The sequence below is a fragment of the Burkholderia sp. RF2-non_BP3 genome (assembly GCF_001522185.1).
Taxonomy (GTDB): domain Bacteria; phylum Pseudomonadota; class Gammaproteobacteria; order Burkholderiales; family Burkholderiaceae; genus Burkholderia; species Burkholderia diffusa.
Genome location: NZ_LOSU01000067.1, coordinates 166172 through 183943 on the forward strand (window position 1 = coordinate 166172; position 17772 = coordinate 183943).

Sequence of the window (17772 nt, forward strand, 5' to 3'; positions counted from 1 at the left end):
GTCCGCGGCGATTGCGCCAACAGAAAAGCGCCACGAGGGCGCTTTTTTTCTTTGGTGCGGCGGTTTTCGTCGGGCGGCGGCGCGGCTTGCGCGCCGGTCAGGCGCCTTCGTCGGCTTCCAGCGCGCCCGGGGCGACGACGTCGATGCCGGCCGCTTCGAGCGCCGCGCGGATCCGCTTCGCGAACGCGAGCGCATGCGGGCCGTCGCCGTGCAGGCAGACCGTCTGCGCATTGAGCGGCACCCACTCGCCGCTCACCGACTGCACCCGCCGATCGCGCACCATGTCGAGCGTGCGGGCGAGCACCGCGTCCTCGTCATCGATCAGCGCGCCGGGCTGGCTACGCGGCACGAGCGAGCCGTCCGCGCGGTAGCCGCGATCGGCGAACACTTCCTCCACCGCGGCGAGCCCCGCGTGGCGCGCGGCCGCGACGAACACGCTGTTCGCGAGCCCGAACACGGCAAGCGACGGATCGAAGTCGTGGATCGCGGACACCACCGCGTCGGCGATCATCGGATCGCGCGCGGCCTGGTTGTACAGCGCGCCGTGCGGCTTCACGTGCGCGATGCGGCCGCCCTCGGCCTGCGCGATCGCCGACAGCGCGCCGAGCTGATACAGCACGCCGGCATAGATGTCGCCGGCCGGCAGCTGCATTTCCTTGCGGCCGAAATTCTCCGGGTCGTGAAAGCTCGGGTGCGCGCCGATCGACACGCCTTTCTGCACGGCCCAGCGCACGCAGTCGCGCATCGCATTGGCGCCGCCTGCATGCCAGCCGCACGCGATGTTCGCCGACGTGACGAGGTCGAGCAGCGCCTCGTCCGATCCGCATCCTTCGCCGAGATCGGCATTCAGATCGATTTCCATGATGTTCCTCGTCCACTGATGGCGTGGCGCGTCCTTCGTCCTGCTTCCGCCATTGTCACGCCGCGCGCGATTGCGCGCGGCGGCGGGTCTCCTCGCGCATCTCGATCGCGACGTCGATCTGACGCAGATAGGCACGTTCCGCGGTCAGCGCGGCGCGCGCGGCGTCGGGTGTCGTGCGCACGAAGCGGATCGGCAGGTTGAGCCGCGCCTGTGCGAGTTTCCAGAGATCCGCGCGGATCACCGTGCCGATCTTCGGATAGCCGCCGGTGGTCTGCGCGTCGTGCATCAGCACGATCGGCTGGCCGTTCGGCGGCACCTGGATCGTGCCGGGCAGCACCGCGTGCGACAGCAGCTCGACCGGCCGCTCGCGCACCAGCTCGGCGCCGGCGAGACGATAGCCCATCCGGTTGCTGTTCGCGGTGACGAGCCATTCCTCGTCCCAGAACGCCTGCTGCGAATCGGCCGCGAACGACGCGTAGTCGGGGCCCGGCAGCACGCGCACGGGCATCGCCCACGGCGCATGCGCGGGCCGGTGGCGGCGCGGCGGTTCGTCGACGCGCACGAACGCGCACCACGCGGGCGCCTTCACGCCGAATTCGGGCGCATCGGCCGCGAGGCAGCCGGCGCCGGCCGGCGGCACACCGACCGGAAGCCGATCGCCGTCGCGCAGCGCGCGGCCGCCGAGGCCGCCGAAGCGCGATGCGAGATCGGTGCTGCGCGAGCCGAGCATCGGCAGCACGTCGATGCCGCCGGCGATGCACAGATAGCCGCGCATCCCGCGTTTCGCGGCCGGCAGCACGAGCGTTTGCCCGGCCTCGACCGGCAGGCTCCACCAGGAATACACGGGCTTGCCGTCGAGCGTCGCGCCGAATTCGGTGCCGGTGATCGCGATGCGCGTCGCGCGCGTGAAGCGGAACGCGGCCGGGCCAATCGTGATTTCGACGGCCGCCGCGTCGGGGCGATTGCCGACCAGCCGGTTGCCGACTTCGAGCGCGAGGCCGTCGAGCGCGCCGCCCTGCGCGACGCCGAGATGGCGCATGCCGCGGCGGCCGAGATCCTGCACGGTCGACAACGGGCCGGCGCGGACCACCTCGATCGTGCCCGGTGCGGTGTTCTGGGTCATGTCGCGTCGACTCCGGCAATGGTGAAGCGCACGCGGTCGCCGGGCAGCAGCAGCGCCGGCTGCGGCCGCGCCGGGTCGAACAGCACGTGCGACGTGCGGCCGATCAGCTGCCAGCCGCCGGGCGACGTGGCCGGGTAGATGCCCGTCTGCGCCCCGCCGATGCCGACCGAGCCGGCCGGCACTTCCAGGCGCGGCGCCGCGCGGCGCGGCGTGTGCAGCGACGCATCGAGGCCGCCGAGATAGGCGAAGCCCGGCTGGAAGCCGACGAAGAACACGACGTATTCGCCGGCCGCATGACGCGCGACGACTTCGTCGGCCGGCAGCCCGGTGTGCGCGGCGACGGCCGCCAGGTCGGGGCCGGCCGCACCGCCGTATTCGACCGGGATTTCGATTTCCCGGCCGTCCGCATGCTCGACGTCGGCGGTTTCCCACGCATCGCGCAGCGCGGGCGTGAGCGACTCGGCCGTCGCGGCGAGCGCGTCGAACACGATCGTCAGGTTGTTCATGCCCGGCACGACGTCGATCACGTCGGGCCACGCGCGCGCGACCTCGGCGACGGCCCAGACGCGGCGCTGGCAATCGAGCGTGGCGGGCGGCGGCACCTCGCAGACGAGGGCGGCGTCGCCGAGCGGATAAATGCGGGGTTGCGTCATCGGACTGGCACGGTTTGGACGACAATGTTAGCGCACATTGTCAATAAAATATCGACAACTTCCCAATAAGCGTTTTCGCCTAGCCCGTATGTCCGGGCTTCTGGCGTACACTCGGCACACCCTGTCATCCGGCTTGCGCCGCCTTTCCATGAAGCGTCCTGCGACCAAGATCGTGTCATCCGAACACCTCGTTTCCGATTCGAGCGCGGAGCTGTCGGAACTCGAATACGGGCTCATCATGGCCGGCAATGCGTTCAATCGCTGGATGGTGCGCTGCATGTCGGCCGCGGGCGCGAAGGACATGACGGCGGTCGAGGTGTCGCTGCTGCATCACGTCAGCCATCGCGAACGCAAGAAGAAGCTCGCCGACATCTGCTTCGTGCTCAATATCGAGGATACGCACGTCGCGACCTATGCGCTGAAAAAACTGATCGCGCGCGGCTATGTGAAGAGCGAGAAGAGCGGCAAGGAAGTGTTCTTCTTCGCGACCGACGCGGGCCGCGAGCTGTGCATGAAGTATCGGGAGGTGCGCGAGCATTGCCTGATCGAGACACTGAAGGACAGCGGCCTCACCAACGAGCAGATCGGCGACGCGGCGCAGCTGCTGCGCCACGCATCGGGCCTCTACGACACGGCCGCGCGCGCGGCGGCGTCGCTGTAAACGATTGCGGACGGGACGGTCGACGCGGTGACGCGCGGCATGCCGCAGACTTCGCGTCGCGCGCCCCGTCATCCGGCGGCCGGGTAAAGCGCGCCGTCGGTCACGATCCAGCGCATCGCGAGATCGTGCGCTTCGGCCGGCAGCGCGTCCACGCGGCACGCTTCATACGCGATGCCGACCGTCACCGGCAGCGTGTCGCCCGGCCACACCGCGAGCGTGCGGTCGTAATAGCCGCCGCCATAGCCGAGCCGGTAGCGCTGCAGATCGAATCCCACACACGGAATCAGCAACAGATCGGGCACGACGACGACCCCCGACGCCGGCTCCGGAATCCGGTGATGCCCTTCGCGCATCGGCGTGTGCGCATCCCACGCATGGAATGCGAGCGGCGTGTGCTTCTCGCCGATCACCGGCAGCGCGGCGCGGCGACCCGGGCCTGCCGCGGACCACGCGAGCACCGCGTCGCGTGCGTCGAATTCGCCCGGCAGCGGCCAGTAGAAGCCGACCGTGCGCGGCGCGAGCCGCTCGAGCAACAGGCGCAGCCGCGCGTCGAGCGCGGCGTTCGCGGCGGGCTGCGACGCGGCGTCGCGACGCGCGCCGGACAGCGTTTTGCGCAGTGCAACCTTCGGGTTCGGCACAGGGTTGCATGCTATGCTTTCGCTCACTTCGTGCTCCATTCAAAACGATGTCGAACAGCCTTTTCCGAGTATATCGCGCGGTCGCGCTCGCGCTTTCTGCCGCCGCGCTCGTCGCGGGCACGGCCGCGTGCGCCGCACCGAACGACGACACGCTCGCCGGGGACGACCAGATCTTCGTGCAGCTGCGCGAAGCCGCACGCCGCAACGACGCCGCGAAGGCCGCGCAGCTCGCGGCGATGATTCCGAACTATCCGGTCCCGTCCTACGTCGAGTATTTCCAGATCAAGCCGCAACTGTTCGATTCGACGGGCCGCGCACGTGTCGACGCACCCGACGCCCCCGTGCAGTCGTTCCTGCAGCGCTACGACGGTCAGGCGATCGCCGACCGCCTGCGCAACGACTACCTGCTCGTGCTCGGCGCGCGCCACGACTGGCGCAGCTTCGACGAGCAGTACAAGCGCTTCGTGCTCGACGACGACACGCAGGTCAAGTGCTACGCGCTCGAATCGCGCGCGGCGCGCGGCGAGAACGTCGCCGAGGCGGCGCGCGCGCTGCTCGTCGAGCCGAAATACTACGGCGACGCCTGTGTCGACCTGATTACGGCGCTCACCGTCAACCAGCAGTTCACGAGCGACGACGTGTGGCAGCAGGCACGCCTCGCTTACGAGCAGAACTACACGACGCTCGGCGGGAAGATCGTCGACGCGCTCGGCGCGCGGCCGGTCGGCTTCGATCAGGCGACCAGCGCGCCGCCGCTGTACCTCGCGCGCGGCGTCGGCCCCGACGCGGCATCGCACCAGCTCGCGCTGATCGCGCTCGGCCGCATGGCGCGCAACGACCCGGACGCCGCGGCGGGAATGCTGACGTCCATCGCCGGCTCGCTGACGAAGCAGGAGCAGGCGATCGCATGGGGCGCGATCGGCTACCAGGGGGCGATCAAGCGCTCGGCGCTCGCATCGGTCTGGTATGCGAAATCCGCGAACGCGCCGCTGTCGAACCCGGGTTACGAATGGCGCACGCGCGCCGCGTTGCTCGTCGGCAACTGGCCGATGGTGCGCTGGTCGATCGAACAGATGCCGCCGTCGCTGCGCAGCGATCCGGCGTGGATCTACTGGCATGCGCGCGCGCTCAAGCAAAGCGGCGACACGCTGCAGGCGAACCAGGAATTCGAGCAGGTCGCTGGCCAGTTCAACTTCTACGGGCAGCTCGCCGGCGAGGAGCTCGGCCAGCGCACGTCGGTCCCGCCGCGCACGAAGGTGAGCGACGCCGACGTCGACGCGATGAGCAAGATCCCGGGCTTCGCGCTCGCGCAACGCTTCTATGGGCTGAACCTGCGCCTCGAAGGCAACCGCGAATGGAACTGGCCGCTGCGCGGGATGACCGATCGCCAGCTGCTCGCGGCCGCCGAATACGGCAAGCGCATCGACCTGCTCGACCGCACGGTCAACACGGCCGACCGCACGAAGGCCGAGCACGACTTCACGCTGCGCTACCCGTCGCCGTATCGCGACATCGTCGAGCGCTACGCGCAGTCGACCGGCCTCGACATCGAATGGGCGTACGGGCTGATCCGCCAGGAATCGCGCTTCATCACGAACGCGCGTTCGTCGGTCGGCGCGGGCGGGCTGATGCAGCTGATGCCGGCCACCGCGCAGCTCGTCGCGAAGAAGCTCGGGATGGGCACGATCACGCGTGCGCAGATGCACGACATCAATACGAACATCCAGCTCGGCACCTGGTACCTGTCGGACATCTACAACACCTTCGACAGCTCGCCGGTGCTGGCGACGGCCGGCTACAACGCGGGCCCGGGCCGGCCGCGCCAGTGGCGCCAGGTGTTGACGCAGCCGGTCGAAGGCGCGATCTTCGCGGAGACGATTCCGTTCAACGAGACGCGCGACTACGTGAAGAACGTGCTGTCGAATACCGTCTACTACGCGGCGCTCTTCGAGGGCAAACCGCAGTCGTTGAAGAAACGCCTGGGCATGATCTCGCCCTGATCCGCAATCTTCATACTGCCGCGCGAGACGCGGCAGTGTGCAAGGGGCTGTTCACGCTGATACCGGGCTTGTTCCCCTGACTGGAAAAGTCATTTGTGGGGCTGGCCGCCAGTGCAAGCCCGTTATTGGCGTGAACAGCTCCTTGGAGGTCTTGAACATGGATCGCCAGACCGTCGCGCTGCTGGGCGGCACCGGCTTCATCGGCAGCCGGCTCGTCAATGCGCTGATCGACGCCGGCAAGCAGGTGCGGATCGCCACGCGGCGGCGCGAGCATGCACGCCACCTGCAGATGCTGCCGGTCGAGATCGTCGAGCTCGACGCGTTCGATCCGCGCACGCTGGCGCGGTTCGTCGCCGGCGCGCATGCGGCCGTCAACCTCATCGGCGTGCTGCACGGCGGCCGCGGCACGCCGTACGGGCCCGGGTTCGAGCGCGCGCACGTCGCGCTGCCGGCCGCGCTGGCCGCCGCGTGCGTCGAAGTCGGCGTGCGGCGCGTGCTGCACATGAGCGCGCTCGGCGCCGATTCGCACGGCCCGAGCATGTACCAGCGCTCGAAGGGCGACGGCGAGGCCGCGCTGCATGCGGTCGCGGCGACCGATTCGCTCGCGCTGACGATCTTCCGCCCGTCGGTCGTGTTCGGCCCCGGCGACGCGTTCCTGAACACGTTCGCGAACCTGCAGCGCACGCTGCCGGTGCTGCCGCTCGCGATGCCCGATGCGCGCTTCCAGCCGGTGTTCGTCGGCGACGTCGTGCGCGCGTTCGTCAACACGCTCGATCTCGCGGCCGCGCACGGCAAGACTTACGAACTCGGCGGTCCCACCGTCTACACGCTCGAGCAACTGGTGCGTTATTGCGGCACGCTGGTCGGCCGGCAGGCACGCATCGTGCGCCTGCCCGACGCGCTCGCGCGGCTGCAGGCGAGCGTGTTCGAATGCCTGCCCGGCGAGCCGGTGATCACGCGCGACAATCTCGCGTCGATGTCGGTGCCGAACGTGCTGTCCGGGCCGCTCGCGCCCGAACTCGGGATCTCGCCCGCGAGTCTCGAGAGCATCGCGCCCGCGTATCTCGGCCATGCCGCGCGGCGCTCCCGCTTCGACTGGTTCCGCTCGCGCCGCTAGGCGTCGCGGGCCGTCGCTTCCGTCATTCACTTTCGCGCTTTTCGGAACCCCGCCATGAAACTCGTCATTGGAGACAAGAATTACTCGTCGTGGTCGATGCGGCCGTGGCTGCTGCTCGCGCATTTCGGCATCCCGTTCGACGAGATCGCAATCGAGCTGCGCCGCGACGACACGGCCGCGCGCATCCGCGAGTATTCGCCGACCGGCAAGGTGCCGTGCCTGATCGACGACCATGGCGTCGCGATCTGGGATTCGCTCGCGATCGCCGAGACGCTCGCCGAGCGCTATCCGCAGTTCCCGATGTGGCCGGCCGATCCGCTCGATCGCGTGCATGCGCGCTGCATCTCGGCCGAGATGCACTCGGGCTTCGCCGCGCTGCGCACGCAGATGGGGATGAACGTGCGCGCGTCGATGCCGGGACGCGGCGCGACGCCCGATGCGCTCGCCGACGTCGCGCGCATCGACGCGCTGTGGAGCGCATGCATCGAGGCATCGGGCGGACCGTTCCTGTTCGGTGAATTCGGCATCGCCGATGCGATGTATGCGCCCGTCGTGATGCGTTTCAACACGTATGCGCCGGCGTTGTCGCCGGAGGCGGCCGGGTATGCCGCGCGCGTGACGGCGCTGCCGGCGGTGCAGCGCTGGATCGATGCCGCGCGCCGCGAAACCAACGTGATCGCCGAATACGAACCGACGCCATGAACATCTACGCAGTAGGCGGAGCGATCCGCGACGAATTGCTCGGCGTGCCGGTGCAGGACCGCGACTACGTGGTGGTGGGCGCGACGCCCGAGCAGATGGCCGCGCAGGGCTTCCGGCCGGTCGGCAAGGATTTCCCCGTGTTCCTGCATCCGGACACGCAGGAGGAATACGCGCTCGCGCGCACCGAACGCAAGACGGCGGCCGGCTATCACGGCTTCCAGTTCTACTACGCGCCGGACGTGACGCTCGACGAGGATCTCGCGCGGCGCGACCTGACGATCAACGCGATGGCGCGTGAAGTGAGCCCGGAGGGCGCGCTGATCGGCCCGGTGATCGATCCGTTCGACGGGCAGGCCGACCTGCGTGCACGTGTGTTCCGGCACGTGGGCGACGCGTTCGTCGAGGATCCGGTGCGGATCCTGCGGATCGCGCGCTTTGCGGCGCGCTTCGCGGATTTCACGGTCGCGGACGACACGCTCGCGCTGATGCGGCGGATGGTCGACGCGGGCGAAGCGGACGCACTGGTGCCCGAGCGCGTGTGGCAGGAGATCGCGCGCGGGCTGATGGAGGCGAAGCCGTCGCGGATGTTCGCGGTGCTGCGCGAGTGCGGCGCGCTCGCGCGCATCCTGCCCGAGGTCGACGCGCTGTGGGGCGTGCCGCAGCGCGCGGACTACCACCCGGAAGTCGACACGGGCGTGCACGTGATGATGGTCGTCGACTACGCGGCGAAGCAGGGCTACTCGCTGCCGGTGCGCTTCGCGGCGCTCACGCACGATCTCGGCAAGGCGACGACGCCCGCCGACGTGCTGCCGCGCCATGTCGGCCACGAAGGCCGCAGCGTCGATCTCATCAAGCCGCTGTGCGAGCGGCTGCGCGTGCCGAACGAGTGCCGCGATCTCGCGCTGGTGGTCGCGCGCGAGCACGGCAACCTGCATCGCGTGATGGAAATGGGCGCGGCCGCGCTGGTGCGGCTCTTCGAGCGCAGCGATGCGCTGCGCAAGCCCGCGCGCTTCGCCGAGATGCTGCAGGCGTGCGAATCGGATGCGCGCGGCCGGCTCGGGCTCGACACGCAGCCGTATCCGCAGGCCGAGCGGCTGCGCGTGGCGCTGGTGGCGGCGCGCAGCGTCGACGCGGGCGCGATCGCGCGCGGCGTCGCCAACGATGCGATGCAGATCAAGGACGCCGTGCATCGCGCGCGCATCGAGGCCGTCAAGCAGGCGCTGGCGATCGGGGAATAGTGCTGCGGAAGCGCCGGGTGGCGTGGTGCGCCGCCCGGCCGCCCGCCGTCATTTCTTCGTGCGGGCGGCGGCGCGGCGGGCCGGGGTGGCGGCAGCAGGACGTTTCGCGGCGGTCGCGCGTGGCTTCCCGGCTGCCGGCCTGACCATCGCGCGGGCAGGCGTGTCGGTGGGCGTGTCGGCGGGCATGTCGGCGGTCGCGGCCGCGAGCGAATCCGCATCGCGCTCGCGCTTCGGTGCGGGTTTGCGGCGGCTCACGCGCGGTTCGCCCGGCGCCGCGCCGGCATCGCGTGCGAGCAGTCTGATCTTCATCGCCTCGGATCCCAGCTCGGCACCGTCGTCGTCGAAGAGCGGCAGCGTGCCGACCGCGATCATTTCGGCGGGCCCGTCGCCCACGTTCGCGACGCGGTGGCGCTTCCGCGCGTCGAAGTGCAGCGAGTCGCCGGCAGACAGCGGGTAATCCTTCTTGCCGATCGTGTAGCAGAGCCGGCCGGTCAGCACGTAGACGAACTCGTCGCCGCCGTGCGCGACCCATTCCGAACGGTAGCCCTCCATCATCCGGACCTTGAGCGCGTTGATCTGACTGCCGTCGAAGGTGGTGGACAGCCGCTCGTACCACTGCGACGCGGCATCGACCGCGTACGGTTCGCGGCGCCCCGCGTGCGAGTCGGGCTGCGCCTGGCGCGGCTGGTCGATCAGCGTGCCGAGCGGCACGTTCAGCGCCTTCGCGACGTTGACGAGCGACGAGAGCGAGATGCCGGTGAGGTGGCGCTCGACCTGCGACAGGAACCCGACCGACAGGTTCGCTTCGGTCGCGACTTCCAGCAGCGTTTTCTTCGCTTCCCGGCGCAGGCGGCGAATGCGCTGGCCGATACGCATGATGTCTGAATCCATGAATCTCTTTCGTGGCAACGAGTCGCAAGGCGAGCGGAGGGGCTGTGCCGTCGCCGGGATGCGGCATTCCGCGAATCGCACGAAGCACGGCCGTCGGGACGACGATGCCGGCGCATTGTACCGCGCACGCCGGCGCCCGGCCGCCTCGCGCCAGGCGGGGCCGCGGGGGGCCGCGCCGCCGTCGCGCGCGGCGCCGGTAATTTTAGCCCTACGAAAATTTTGGCTTGACCTCGTTTTCAGCGTGCTCTAGATTCTGTCGCTCGCATCAAACAAAGTTAAGTGAGACGAAAATTTCCCCCGAAAATCCGTCGATGGAACGGCGCCGCGGCGCGGCTGCCCGCCGGGCCGCGCGTCGTCCCCGCACGGGCGGCGCGGCGCGCCAGGCACGCGCCGGCGCGTGACGCCGCCGGCGGACGACAACAATCAATAGCGGGTATCCGATGATCGATCGACTGAAATACAGCTTCTCCGGCCTTCCCTCGTACGACGCGTCCGTCGCCGACACGCAGGCCGGTCTGTCGCGACTGCTCGACGCCGCCCGGCTCGACGCGGTCGTGGTCACGTCGCAGGACGAGTACATCACCGAATACCTGCCGCGCAGCAACAACCCGCGCTACGCGCTGTCGGGCTTCGACGGCTCGGCCGGCTGCGGGATCTTCCTGAGCGCGGCGACCGCGCAGGCGCTCGGCGTGCCGCCGTTCGTGCTGTTCGTCGACGGCCGCTATCACCTGCAGGCCGAACAGCAGTGCGACCCGGCGCGCGTGCGCATCGAAAAGCTCGGGATGAACGTGACGATCTGGCAGGCGCTGGCCGACTGGCTGCTCGCGCACGCGAGCCGGCTCGCGCGGGTCGGCTACGACGCGCTGCGGATCAGCGTCGCGCAGCGCGACCGGCTGGTCGAGCGCACGCAGGCGGCGTCGCTCGACTGGACGAGCCTCGTCGAGCGCGAGATCGACCGCGCGATCGCGCTGCCGGGCTGGGTGGTCGAGCGGCCGATCTTCGAGCTGCCGGACGCGATGACCGGCGCGAGCGTCGCGCAGAACCTCGACGCGCTGAACCGGCGGCTCGCCGCGCACACCGGCGCGGCGCCCGGCAAGACCGCGTTCTTCACGTGCGCGTCCGACGATCTCGCGTACCTGCTGAACAGCCGCGGCTATCACATCCCGAACGCGTCGTCGCACCTGGGCTTCCTGTTCGCGGTCGGCGAGCAGGTCGCGCTGTTCCTGCCGGAAGGCTGCGACCGCTGCCCGGTCGAACTGGCGTCGTATCCGGCGCTGCACGTGATCCGGCGCGACTTCGCCGAACTCGAGCGCTTCCTCGCGCAATTCGCGGTCGACCACGCGTGTTACGGCTTCGAATCGGTCAACTGCGCGCTCGTCGAGTCGGTGCGCCGCGTGTGGCCGCATGCGCGCCACGCCGATTTCAACCCGGTGGAGGCGCTGCGGGCCGGCAAGACGCCGGCCGTGCTCGACCGGTTCCGCGACGCGTTCGCGCGCAGTTCGGCGGCGATCGCCGAAACGATGCGCTGGGCGAAGGTCGGCGAACCGGGGCGGCGCCATACCGAGTACGACCTGGCACGCACGATCAACGACGCGTACGGCGCCCGCTCGGCGGTCGCGCTGACGTTCCCGTCGATCGCGGCGAACGGCGCGAACAGCGCGTTCGCGCATTACACGGCGGCGAGCGCCGACGTCGAGCTGACCGAAGGCGAACTCGTGCTGCTCGACAGCGGGGCGTACTACGACGCCGGTTTCGCGACGGACTGCACGCGCGTCGTGCTGCGTCGCACGCGGCCGGAGACGGTCGCGCAGCCGTGGCAGCGCGAGATCTACACGGTCGCGCTGAAGGCGTGCATCAAGGGGCTCGTCACGCGCTTCCCGAAGACCGCGACGGGCGGCGACGTCGATGCGACGGTGCGCCAGGTGTGCCGCGACCACGGCTACGATTTCGGCCACGGCACCGGGCACGGCGTCGGGATCCACGTGCACGAGGGCGGCGTGCGGTTCGCGCCGGGCGCGAAGTACGGGCTGGTGCCGAACGCGGTGATTTCGGTCGAACCGGGCATCTACGTGCCGGGCAAGGGCGGCGTGCGGATCGAGAACATCGTGATCGTGCGCGCGGACGACGACGCGTCGGACACCGTGGCGTTCGAGAACATCGTCACGGTCGGCTACGACTGGGACCTGATCGACGTCGAATTGCTGAACGACGACGAGCGCGCGTACCTGCGCGACTACGAACGGCTTTGCGTGGAACGCGGCACGCAGGTCACCGCGTGTCCGCTGCTGTAAGACGGGGAAGGGGCGCGCGGCCGCGGCAGGGCCGCGCGATGCGCCGGCGTGATCGGTACGTCAGTGGAATCGGGGCAGTCGGTACAGTCGGGGCATCAACGCATCAACGCATCAGCGCCGACACACGCCCGTCCGGGCCATAGACGCCGGCCGGCGCGGGCGCCGAGCGCAGCACCGCGAGCGCGCGCTCGTTGTAGTCCATCCGGATCCGGATCAGCATCCCGTTGGTCGCATTGGCCTGGCGCGCGCGTTCGGCGGCCTGCAGCAGCAATTGCCAGCGGCCGGCGAGGCGGGCATCGCGCTCGGCGGCCTGGTCCATCCCTTTCTTGCCGGCCGGAAAGCCGAGCGCGGACAACTGCGTGTCGCGCGTGCGCTCGAGCTGCGCGAGCCGGTCGATCAACGCGCTTTTCTTCTCGACGATGCCGGGCAGCATTTCAAGCGGCTCCGGCGTCGTCAGTGCCTTTTCCTCGTAGGCGAGCAGGGACGCGAACGCTTCGACCGTCGCGTGTTCGTCGTTGACCGTGGCCAGCAGCTCTTCTCTCATCGCGTCATGCTCGTCGCGCCGGCACGCGTGTCCGCATGCCGGCAAACCAGGGGACCGGTCCGGGCGTGACGGGCCCCGGGCCGGCTCAGTTGCCCTGCGAGCGCTGCTGTTGCAGCAGGTCGCGGGCGGTATTCAGTACGCCGTCGGCGATCTTGTTCACGTCGATCGTCAACGTTCCGTTGTTCAGCGCGTCCTTGATCGACTGGACGAGGGCCGTGTCGATGTCGGCGCTGCCGGAGGCCGACAGCGAACGCAGCTGGCCGGACAGACCCGACAGGTTCACGGTCGTGTCGCCGCCGGTCGATCCTGCGTCGGCCGCCTGCGCGGACGACGACGAAGCCGCGCCGGATTGCGCGCGGGTCGCGCCGTTGCCGGTCGACGCGAGTGGGCTCGGGTTCGGAGTGGAATCGATCTTCACGATGGGTTTCCTGTACGGTATGACCCAGATAACGGCCGGGTCGGCCCGAACTTTAGCATCGTGAGCCCGACATTCTCCGAATAAACAATTCTTTGCAATCTTGCGGCGCGATCCGTCCCTATAGCGGAATTTCCACGGTCCCGGCGTCCTTGACGATCGCCGTGACGATCTGGCCCGCCGCCATCCTGACCCGCACCGACTGGCCCGGCGCCGCATTCGCGAGCGCGCTGCCCTCGGCCGAGATCGTGAAGCCGGGCCCGGCCGCGACGACCCGCACCGTCTGGCCGGCCGTCACCGACGCGGCGCTCTTCAGCATGTCCTGGCGCAGCGGCAGCCCGGCCGAGATCCGGGCCAGCGCGGTCGCGCCGACCGCCTGCGCGGGATCGGTGATCACCGCCAGCGGCAGCACCGTCAGGTCGCCGTCGCGCGCGACGAGGTCGGCCGCGGTGAGCGGCTCGCCGGGCGCGATCTGCCGCGCGGCGACGTAATAAGTCGCTTGCACGGCGACCTTCGCCTGTAGATAGACGGTCCACGGCCGCTCGCCGGCGCAGCGCACGCCGACCGTCGTGCGGCCCCACAGGCGCGCGCCGGTCGGCAGGAACGGCTCGAGCGTCGTGCACGCGGCGAGCCCGCGCGGGAACGCGGTCGCGACGGTCGCGGTGGTCTTGCCCGGCAGGCCCGCGATCTGCTGCTGCAGGAACGCGAGGGCCGTGCGCCGGATCGCGTCGGGGTCCTGCTGGCCGGCCGGCGTGGCCGGCTGGAGCGTGGCGGCGGCCTGGGCCGGGTTGGCGGCAGCGGCCGGCGCGCGCGGCGCCGGCGCGGCTGAAGCGGCCCGGGCCGCGGCCATGCGCGCGGCGATGGCCGGTCGCGCGGGATTTGCGGAATTCGCGGGATTCGATGCGGGCTCGGCCGTACCGGCGACGACGGTCGCGACGGCACCCGGATCGGCGGCGCGCCGTGCGCCATCGCCCGCGTTCGTGCGCGCGGCGGCGTAGACGGGGCGCGGCGCGGGTACTGGCACGGCGGCCGGCGGCGGGACGCTCGTCACGACCATCGAGCCGGCCGGCAGCGCCGCAGAGCCGGCCGAGGCCGCGCCGGTCACTCCGGTCACGCCGGCGCCACCACCCGCGCCAACGGCACCGCCCGCCATCGCCATGCCCGTACCCGAAGCCGTGCCCGCATTCCCGCCGAACTGCCCGCCGCTCGCCGCGTTCGCATGCGCGAGCGCGGTTTCGGCCGTCTCGCCGCGTCCGGGAATCACGATCATCCCGTCGTCCGCGTGCGCAAGCGGCACCGCGAGCCACAGCGCCGCGGCGAGCGCGAACGCCCGCGCCATGCGCGGGCCGCGTCCGTCGTTTCCGCGAAGTGCGCCTGTCATCGCCGTGTCCTCGAAGCCGTTGATCCGATTCGCATTCTAGGGAGCCCGGCCGTCGCGCAAACGATGAATAGAGGGGGCCTTTGCCGCGTTATTCGTCCGATTGCCGGTTGCGCCCGACGCCTACCATAGCTGTCATGGAAAAAAGCCCCTTGGGTCGCCATCCGGCGCAAGGGGGCGTGCAGCGCTTCATACGGAGAGACGCACACATGCTGGACAAACTCGATGCCGAATTCGCGTTCGGCCGACAGGCGCTCGACGTGCGCGCCTATCGGCAGGAGCTGCTGTCGTCGAACATCGCGAACGCCGACACGCCCGGCTACCAGGCCCGCGACGTCGACTTCGCGTCGACCCTCGCGCGCTCGCTGAAGCAGACCGGCGGCGGCCTCGCGCCGAGCAACGCCGCGCAGCTGCCGATGGCGCAGCCGGCCGGCGTGACGAGCGGGATGACGATGGTGTCGACGGCGCCCGGCCACATGGCCGGCACCGCGAAGCTGATTCCGACGGGCGGCCCGGCCGACGACTACGGTCGCGCGCAGTACCGGATGCCGCTGCAGCCGTCGCTCGACGGCAACACGGTCGATCTCGACGTCGAGCGCGTGCAGTTCGCGAACAACGCGCTGCACTACGAAACCGGGATGACCGTGATGACCCAGCAGATCAAGGCGATGATCGCCGCGATTTCGACGAACTCGTAAGCGCGCGCCGCTTCGCCCCGAACAAGGAGCCCCCATGCCCTCGTTGATGAACATCTTCGGCGTCGCCGGTTCGGCGCTGTCCGCGCAATCGCAGCGCCTGAACGTCACCGCGTCGAACCTCGCGAACGCCGACAGCGCGACCGGCCCCGACGGCAAGCCGTACAAGGCCAAGCAGGTCGTGTTCGCGACCGACCCGATCGGCGGCGCGCGCACCGCGTCCGGCCAGGGCGTCGGCGGCGTGCGCGTGACCAGGGTGGTCGACGATCCGTCGCCGATGAAGTCGACCTACGACCCGGCGAACCCGGCCGCCGACGCGAACGGCTACGTGCAGATGCCGAACGTCGATCCGGTGCAGGAGATGGTGAACATGATCTCGGCGTCGCGCTCGTACCAGGCCAACGTCGAGACGCTGAACACCGCGAAGACGCTGATGCTCAAGACGCTGACGATCGGCACGTAAGCCGCGCGCCGAGCGTCCTTCCCCACCGAGACCCAGACCCGACAGTTCCGACACAAGGCCACCCAGGATGACTTCCACCAGCACGACGATCGGCAGCAACGGCACCAACGTGTCGACCCTGCCGACCGACACGATGAACACCAACAACGTGTCGACGAACGGCACGTCGGCGAGCGACCTGCAGGCGACGTTCCTGAAGCTGCTCGTCACGCAGCTGCAGAACCAGGATCCGACGAGCCCGGTCGACAGCTCGCAGATGACGTCGCAGCTCGCGCAGATCAACACGGTGAGCGGCATCGCGCAGCTGAACACGTCGCTCACGTCGCTGTCGACGCAGCTCGCGGCCGGCCAGCAGACGCAGGCCGCGCTGCTGATCGGCACGAACGTGCTCGCGCCGGGCAACGGCGTCGCGGTGAAGAGCGGCGCGGCGTCGCCGTTCGGCGTGTCGCTCGCGAACGACGTGTCGAACCTGACGATCACCGTGAAGAACAGCTCGGGCGTCGTCGTCAACACGATCAACGCAGGCAAGCAGTCGGCCGGCACGGTGCCGTTCAACTGGACGCCGACCGATGCGGCCGGCAACGCGCTGCCGGACGGCAAGTACACCGTGAGCGCGCAGTACACGGGCTCGGACGGCAAGACGTATGCGCCGACCGTGCTCGCGGCCGCGCAGGTGCAGAGCGTCATCAAGCAGGCCGACGGCACGGCGGGGCTCGTGCTGTCGAACGGCACGACGGTGGGCTTGACCCAGGTCGCGTCGATCTTCCCGAACACCGCGTCGTCGTCGTCCGGCGGCACGACCACCACCAACTGATCCAGATTTCTCGAAAACGGAGACCGAAATGGGTTATCAACAGGGTCTGAGCGGCCTCGCCGGCGCATCGAACGCGCTCGACGTGATCGGCAACAACATCGCGAACGCGAACACGGTCGGCTTCAAGTCGAGCACCGCGCAGTTCTCCGACATGTACGCGAACTCGGTCGCGACGTCGGTCAACACGCAAATCGGGATCGGTACGACGCTCGCCTCGGTGCAGCAGCAGTTCGGCCAGGGCACGATCAACACGACGAACTCGTCGCTCGACGTCGCGATCAACGGCAACGGCTTCTTCCAGATGTCGAACAACGGCGTGACGACGTACTCGCGCGACGGCACGTTCCAGCGCGACAAGAACGGCTTCATCGTCGATTCGCAAGGCCGTAACCTGATGGGTTACGCGGCCAACACGGGCGGCGTGGTCAACACCGCGCAGACCGTGCCGCTGCAGGCGCCGACCAGCAACATCGCGCCGACCGCGACGACCAAGATCGCCGGCCAGTTCAACCTGAACTCGCAGGACACGGTGCCGACCAAGACGCCGTTCAGCGCGACCGACACCACGACGTACAACTACTCGACGTCGATCCAGGTGTACGACTCGCTCGGCGGCTCGCAGGCGGTCAACATGTATTTCGTGAAGTCGGCGGCCGGCACGTGGGAAGCCTACGCAGGCGTGCAGGGCGGCACCACGACGGACCTCGGCACGGTCACGTTCAACTCGTCCGGCGCGATCCAGAGCACGACGACGGGCACGCCGGCCGCGCCGACCGCATCGCTCGGCCAGTTCCAGTTCACCGTCCCGAACACCGACGGCTCGGCGACGCCGCAGCAGCTCACGCTCGACCTGACCGGCACCACGCAGTACGGCGGCAAGGACGGCGTGAACAACCTCGCGCAGGACGGCTATGCGAGCGGCACGCTGACGACCTTCTCGATCGGCGCCGACGGCAAGCTGACCGGCAACTACTCGAACGGCCAGACGTCGGTGCTCGGCCAGATCGTGCTCGCGAACTTCAACAACCCGAACGGGCTCGTCAACCTCGGCGGCAACCAGTACGCCGAATCGTCCGCGTCGGGCGTGCCGCAGATTTCGTCGCCGGGCAGCACGAACCACGGTTCGCTGCAGGGCAGCGCGCTCGAGAACTCGAACGTCGATCTCACGTCGCAGCTCGTCAACCTGATCACCGCGCAGCGCAACTACCAGGCGAACGCGCAGACGATCAAGACGCAGCAGACCGTCGACCAGACGCTCATCAACCTGTAATGCGCGGATAACCGGCA

General features: G+C 69.5%; 18 protein-coding genes. 10 read left to right on the forward strand and 8 right to left on the reverse strand.

Translation table 11 applies throughout. The features are described 5' to 3' along the window. Positions 1 to 97 precede the first annotated feature (97 nt). From pxpA to pxpB, 3 genes are read right to left on the reverse strand one after another with little or no spacing between them, the layout of a single operon-like run. Positions 98 to 862, reverse strand: a complete 765-nt coding sequence (gene pxpA, locus WS45_RS30480) for a 5-oxoprolinase subunit PxpA (protein ID WP_059535055.1) — start codon at positions 860 to 862, stop codon at positions 98 to 100. Between the two features lie 55 nt (positions 863 to 917). Further along, a complete protein-coding gene (locus WS45_RS30485) occupies positions 918 to 1985 on the reverse strand; it encodes a biotin-dependent carboxyltransferase family protein (protein WP_059703181.1) in 1068 nt (355 codons plus the stop codon). After that, positions 1982 to 2638 (reverse strand): 5-oxoprolinase subunit PxpB, encoded by a 657-nt coding sequence (gene pxpB / locus WS45_RS30490; protein WP_059703183.1) that lies wholly within the window; start codon positions 2636 to 2638, stop codon positions 1982 to 1984. The genes WS45_RS30485 and pxpB overlap by 4 nt, the downstream gene beginning before the upstream one ends. A gap of 148 nt (positions 2639 to 2786) precedes the next feature. Between pxpB and WS45_RS30495 the strand changes: the two genes are divergently transcribed. After that, the gene (locus WS45_RS30495) at positions 2787 to 3299 is read left to right on the forward strand and encodes a winged helix DNA-binding protein (RefSeq protein WP_059535061.1); all 513 of its coding nucleotides are present in this window, start codon (positions 2787 to 2789) and stop codon (positions 3297 to 3299) included. A 68-nt stretch (positions 3300 to 3367) separates the two neighbouring features. Here the strand turns inward: WS45_RS30495 and WS45_RS30500 are convergent, their stop codons facing one another. Beyond that, positions 3368 to 3976: a 5-formyltetrahydrofolate cyclo-ligase gene (locus WS45_RS30500; protein ID WP_059691957.1), complete on the reverse strand. Its 609-nt coding sequence runs from the start codon at positions 3974 to 3976 to the stop codon at positions 3368 to 3370. Positions 3977 to 3984: 8 nt separating this feature from the next. Here WS45_RS30500 and WS45_RS30505 point away from each other — a divergent pair, with 8 nt between their 5' ends. The 4 genes from WS45_RS30505 (at position 3985) to WS45_RS30520 (ending at position 8994) form a co-directional block, all read left to right on the forward strand. Further along, entirely contained in the window at positions 3985 to 5937 is a 1953-nt protein-coding gene (locus tag WS45_RS30505; RefSeq protein WP_059703185.1) for a lytic transglycosylase domain-containing protein, read from the forward strand. Between the two features lie 157 nt (positions 5938 to 6094). Continuing rightward, positions 6095 to 7054, forward strand: a complete 960-nt coding sequence (locus tag WS45_RS30510) for a complex I NDUFA9 subunit family protein (RefSeq protein WP_059703187.1) — start codon at positions 6095 to 6097, stop codon at positions 7052 to 7054. A gap of 54 nt (positions 7055 to 7108) precedes the next feature. Then, positions 7109 to 7756 (forward strand): glutathione S-transferase family protein, encoded by a 648-nt coding sequence (locus tag WS45_RS30515; RefSeq protein ID WP_059535069.1) that lies wholly within the window; start codon positions 7109 to 7111, stop codon positions 7754 to 7756. Then, positions 7753 to 8994: a multifunctional CCA addition/repair protein gene (locus WS45_RS30520; protein WP_059703189.1), complete on the forward strand. Its 1242-nt coding sequence runs from the start codon at positions 7753 to 7755 to the stop codon at positions 8992 to 8994. Before WS45_RS30515 ends, WS45_RS30520 begins: the two co-directional genes overlap by 4 nt. Positions 8995 to 9042: 48 nt before the next feature. Here WS45_RS30520 and WS45_RS30525 read toward each other — a convergent pair whose 3' ends face one another. After that, positions 9043 to 9885, reverse strand: coding sequence for a helix-turn-helix domain-containing protein (locus WS45_RS30525; protein ID WP_059703191.1), 843 nt, complete (start codon positions 9883 to 9885; stop codon positions 9043 to 9045). Positions 9886 to 10325: 440 nt separating this feature from the next. Here WS45_RS30525 and WS45_RS30530 point away from each other — a divergent pair, with 440 nt between their 5' ends. Continuing rightward, positions 10326 to 12176: a M24 family metallopeptidase gene (locus WS45_RS30530; protein WP_059703193.1), complete on the forward strand. Its 1851-nt coding sequence runs from the start codon at positions 10326 to 10328 to the stop codon at positions 12174 to 12176. Positions 12177 to 12279: 103 nt separating this feature from the next. On the opposite strand, the gene WS45_RS30535 is transcribed toward WS45_RS30530, so the two are convergent. The 3 genes from WS45_RS30535 to flgA all read right to left on the reverse strand — a co-directional run bounded on the left by WS45_RS30535 (position 12280) and on the right by flgA (position 14516). Next, positions 12280 to 12720 (reverse strand): flagella synthesis protein FlgN, encoded by a 441-nt coding sequence (locus WS45_RS30535; RefSeq protein WP_039317824.1) that lies wholly within the window; start codon positions 12718 to 12720, stop codon positions 12280 to 12282. Positions 12721 to 12805: 85 nt separating this feature from the next. Beyond that, positions 12806 to 13138: a flagellar biosynthesis anti-sigma factor FlgM gene (gene flgM / locus WS45_RS30540; RefSeq protein WP_059448495.1), complete on the reverse strand. Its 333-nt coding sequence runs from the start codon at positions 13136 to 13138 to the stop codon at positions 12806 to 12808. A 118-nt stretch (positions 13139 to 13256) separates the two neighbouring features. Then, positions 13257 to 14516: a flagellar basal body P-ring formation chaperone FlgA gene (gene flgA, locus WS45_RS30545; RefSeq protein ID WP_059703196.1), complete on the reverse strand. Its 1260-nt coding sequence runs from the start codon at positions 14514 to 14516 to the stop codon at positions 13257 to 13259. A 206-nt stretch (positions 14517 to 14722) separates the two neighbouring features. Between flgA and flgB the strand changes: the two genes are divergently transcribed. The 4 genes from flgB to flgE all read left to right on the forward strand — a co-directional run bounded on the left by flgB (position 14723) and on the right by flgE (position 17755). After that, positions 14723 to 15211, forward strand: a complete 489-nt coding sequence (gene flgB / locus WS45_RS30550) for a flagellar basal body rod protein FlgB (RefSeq protein WP_059448497.1) — start codon at positions 14723 to 14725, stop codon at positions 15209 to 15211. Between the two features lie 34 nt (positions 15212 to 15245). Further along, positions 15246 to 15671, forward strand: coding sequence for a flagellar basal body rod protein FlgC (gene flgC, locus WS45_RS30555; RefSeq protein WP_059535085.1), 426 nt, complete (start codon positions 15246 to 15248; stop codon positions 15669 to 15671). Positions 15672 to 15738: 67 nt separating this feature from the next. After that, positions 15739 to 16485: a flagellar hook assembly protein FlgD gene (locus tag WS45_RS30560; protein WP_059535087.1), complete on the forward strand. Its 747-nt coding sequence runs from the start codon at positions 15739 to 15741 to the stop codon at positions 16483 to 16485. Between the two features lie 28 nt (positions 16486 to 16513). Then, positions 16514 to 17755 (forward strand): flagellar hook protein FlgE, encoded by a 1242-nt coding sequence (flgE, locus tag WS45_RS30565; RefSeq protein ID WP_059703198.1) that lies wholly within the window; start codon positions 16514 to 16516, stop codon positions 17753 to 17755. Positions 17756 to 17772 lie beyond the last annotated feature (17 nt).

What these genes read in the sequence shown, in the direction of transcription:
- flgA (WP_059703196.1), bottom strand. Translation starts at nt 14,516, where the DNA reads ATGACAGGCGCACTTCGCGGAAACGACGGACGCGGCCCGCGCATGGCG.
- WS45_RS30560 (WP_059535087.1), top strand. Translation starts at nt 15,739, where the DNA reads ATGACTTCCACCAGCACGACGATCGGCAGCAACGGCACCAACGTGTCG.
- WS45_RS30510 (WP_059703187.1), top strand. Translation starts at nt 6,095, where the DNA reads ATGGATCGCCAGACCGTCGCGCTGCTGGGCGGCACCGGCTTCATCGGC.
- WS45_RS30520 (WP_059703189.1), top strand. Translation starts at nt 7,753, where the DNA reads ATGAACATCTACGCAGTAGGCGGAGCGATCCGCGACGAATTGCTCGGC.
- WS45_RS30530 (WP_059703193.1), top strand. Translation starts at nt 10,326, where the DNA reads ATGATCGATCGACTGAAATACAGCTTCTCCGGCCTTCCCTCGTACGAC.
- WS45_RS30515 (WP_059535069.1), top strand. Translation starts at nt 7,109, where the DNA reads ATGAAACTCGTCATTGGAGACAAGAATTACTCGTCGTGGTCGATGCGG.
- pxpA (WP_059535055.1), bottom strand. Translation starts at nt 862, where the DNA reads ATGGAAATCGATCTGAATGCCGATCTCGGCGAAGGATGCGGATCGGAC.
- WS45_RS30505 (WP_059703185.1), top strand. Translation starts at nt 3,985, where the DNA reads ATGTCGAACAGCCTTTTCCGAGTATATCGCGCGGTCGCGCTCGCGCTT.
- flgB (WP_059448497.1), top strand. Translation starts at nt 14,723, where the DNA reads ATGCTGGACAAACTCGATGCCGAATTCGCGTTCGGCCGACAGGCGCTC.
- WS45_RS30500 (WP_059691957.1), bottom strand. Translation starts at nt 3,976, where the DNA reads ATGGAGCACGAAGTGAGCGAAAGCATAGCATGCAACCCTGTGCCGAAC.
- WS45_RS30525 (WP_059703191.1), bottom strand. Translation starts at nt 9,885, where the DNA reads ATGGATTCAGACATCATGCGTATCGGCCAGCGCATTCGCCGCCTGCGC.
- WS45_RS30495 (WP_059535061.1), top strand. Translation starts at nt 2,787, where the DNA reads ATGAAGCGTCCTGCGACCAAGATCGTGTCATCCGAACACCTCGTTTCC.
- pxpB (WP_059703183.1), bottom strand. Translation starts at nt 2,638, where the DNA reads ATGACGCAACCCCGCATTTATCCGCTCGGCGACGCCGCCCTCGTCTGC.
- flgE (WP_059703198.1), top strand. Translation starts at nt 16,514, where the DNA reads ATGGGTTATCAACAGGGTCTGAGCGGCCTCGCCGGCGCATCGAACGCG.
- WS45_RS30535 (WP_039317824.1), bottom strand. Translation starts at nt 12,720, where the DNA reads ATGAGAGAAGAGCTGCTGGCCACGGTCAACGACGAACACGCGACGGTC.
- WS45_RS30485 (WP_059703181.1), bottom strand. Translation starts at nt 1,985, where the DNA reads ATGACCCAGAACACCGCACCGGGCACGATCGAGGTGGTCCGCGCCGGC.
- flgC (WP_059535085.1), top strand. Translation starts at nt 15,246, where the DNA reads ATGCCCTCGTTGATGAACATCTTCGGCGTCGCCGGTTCGGCGCTGTCC.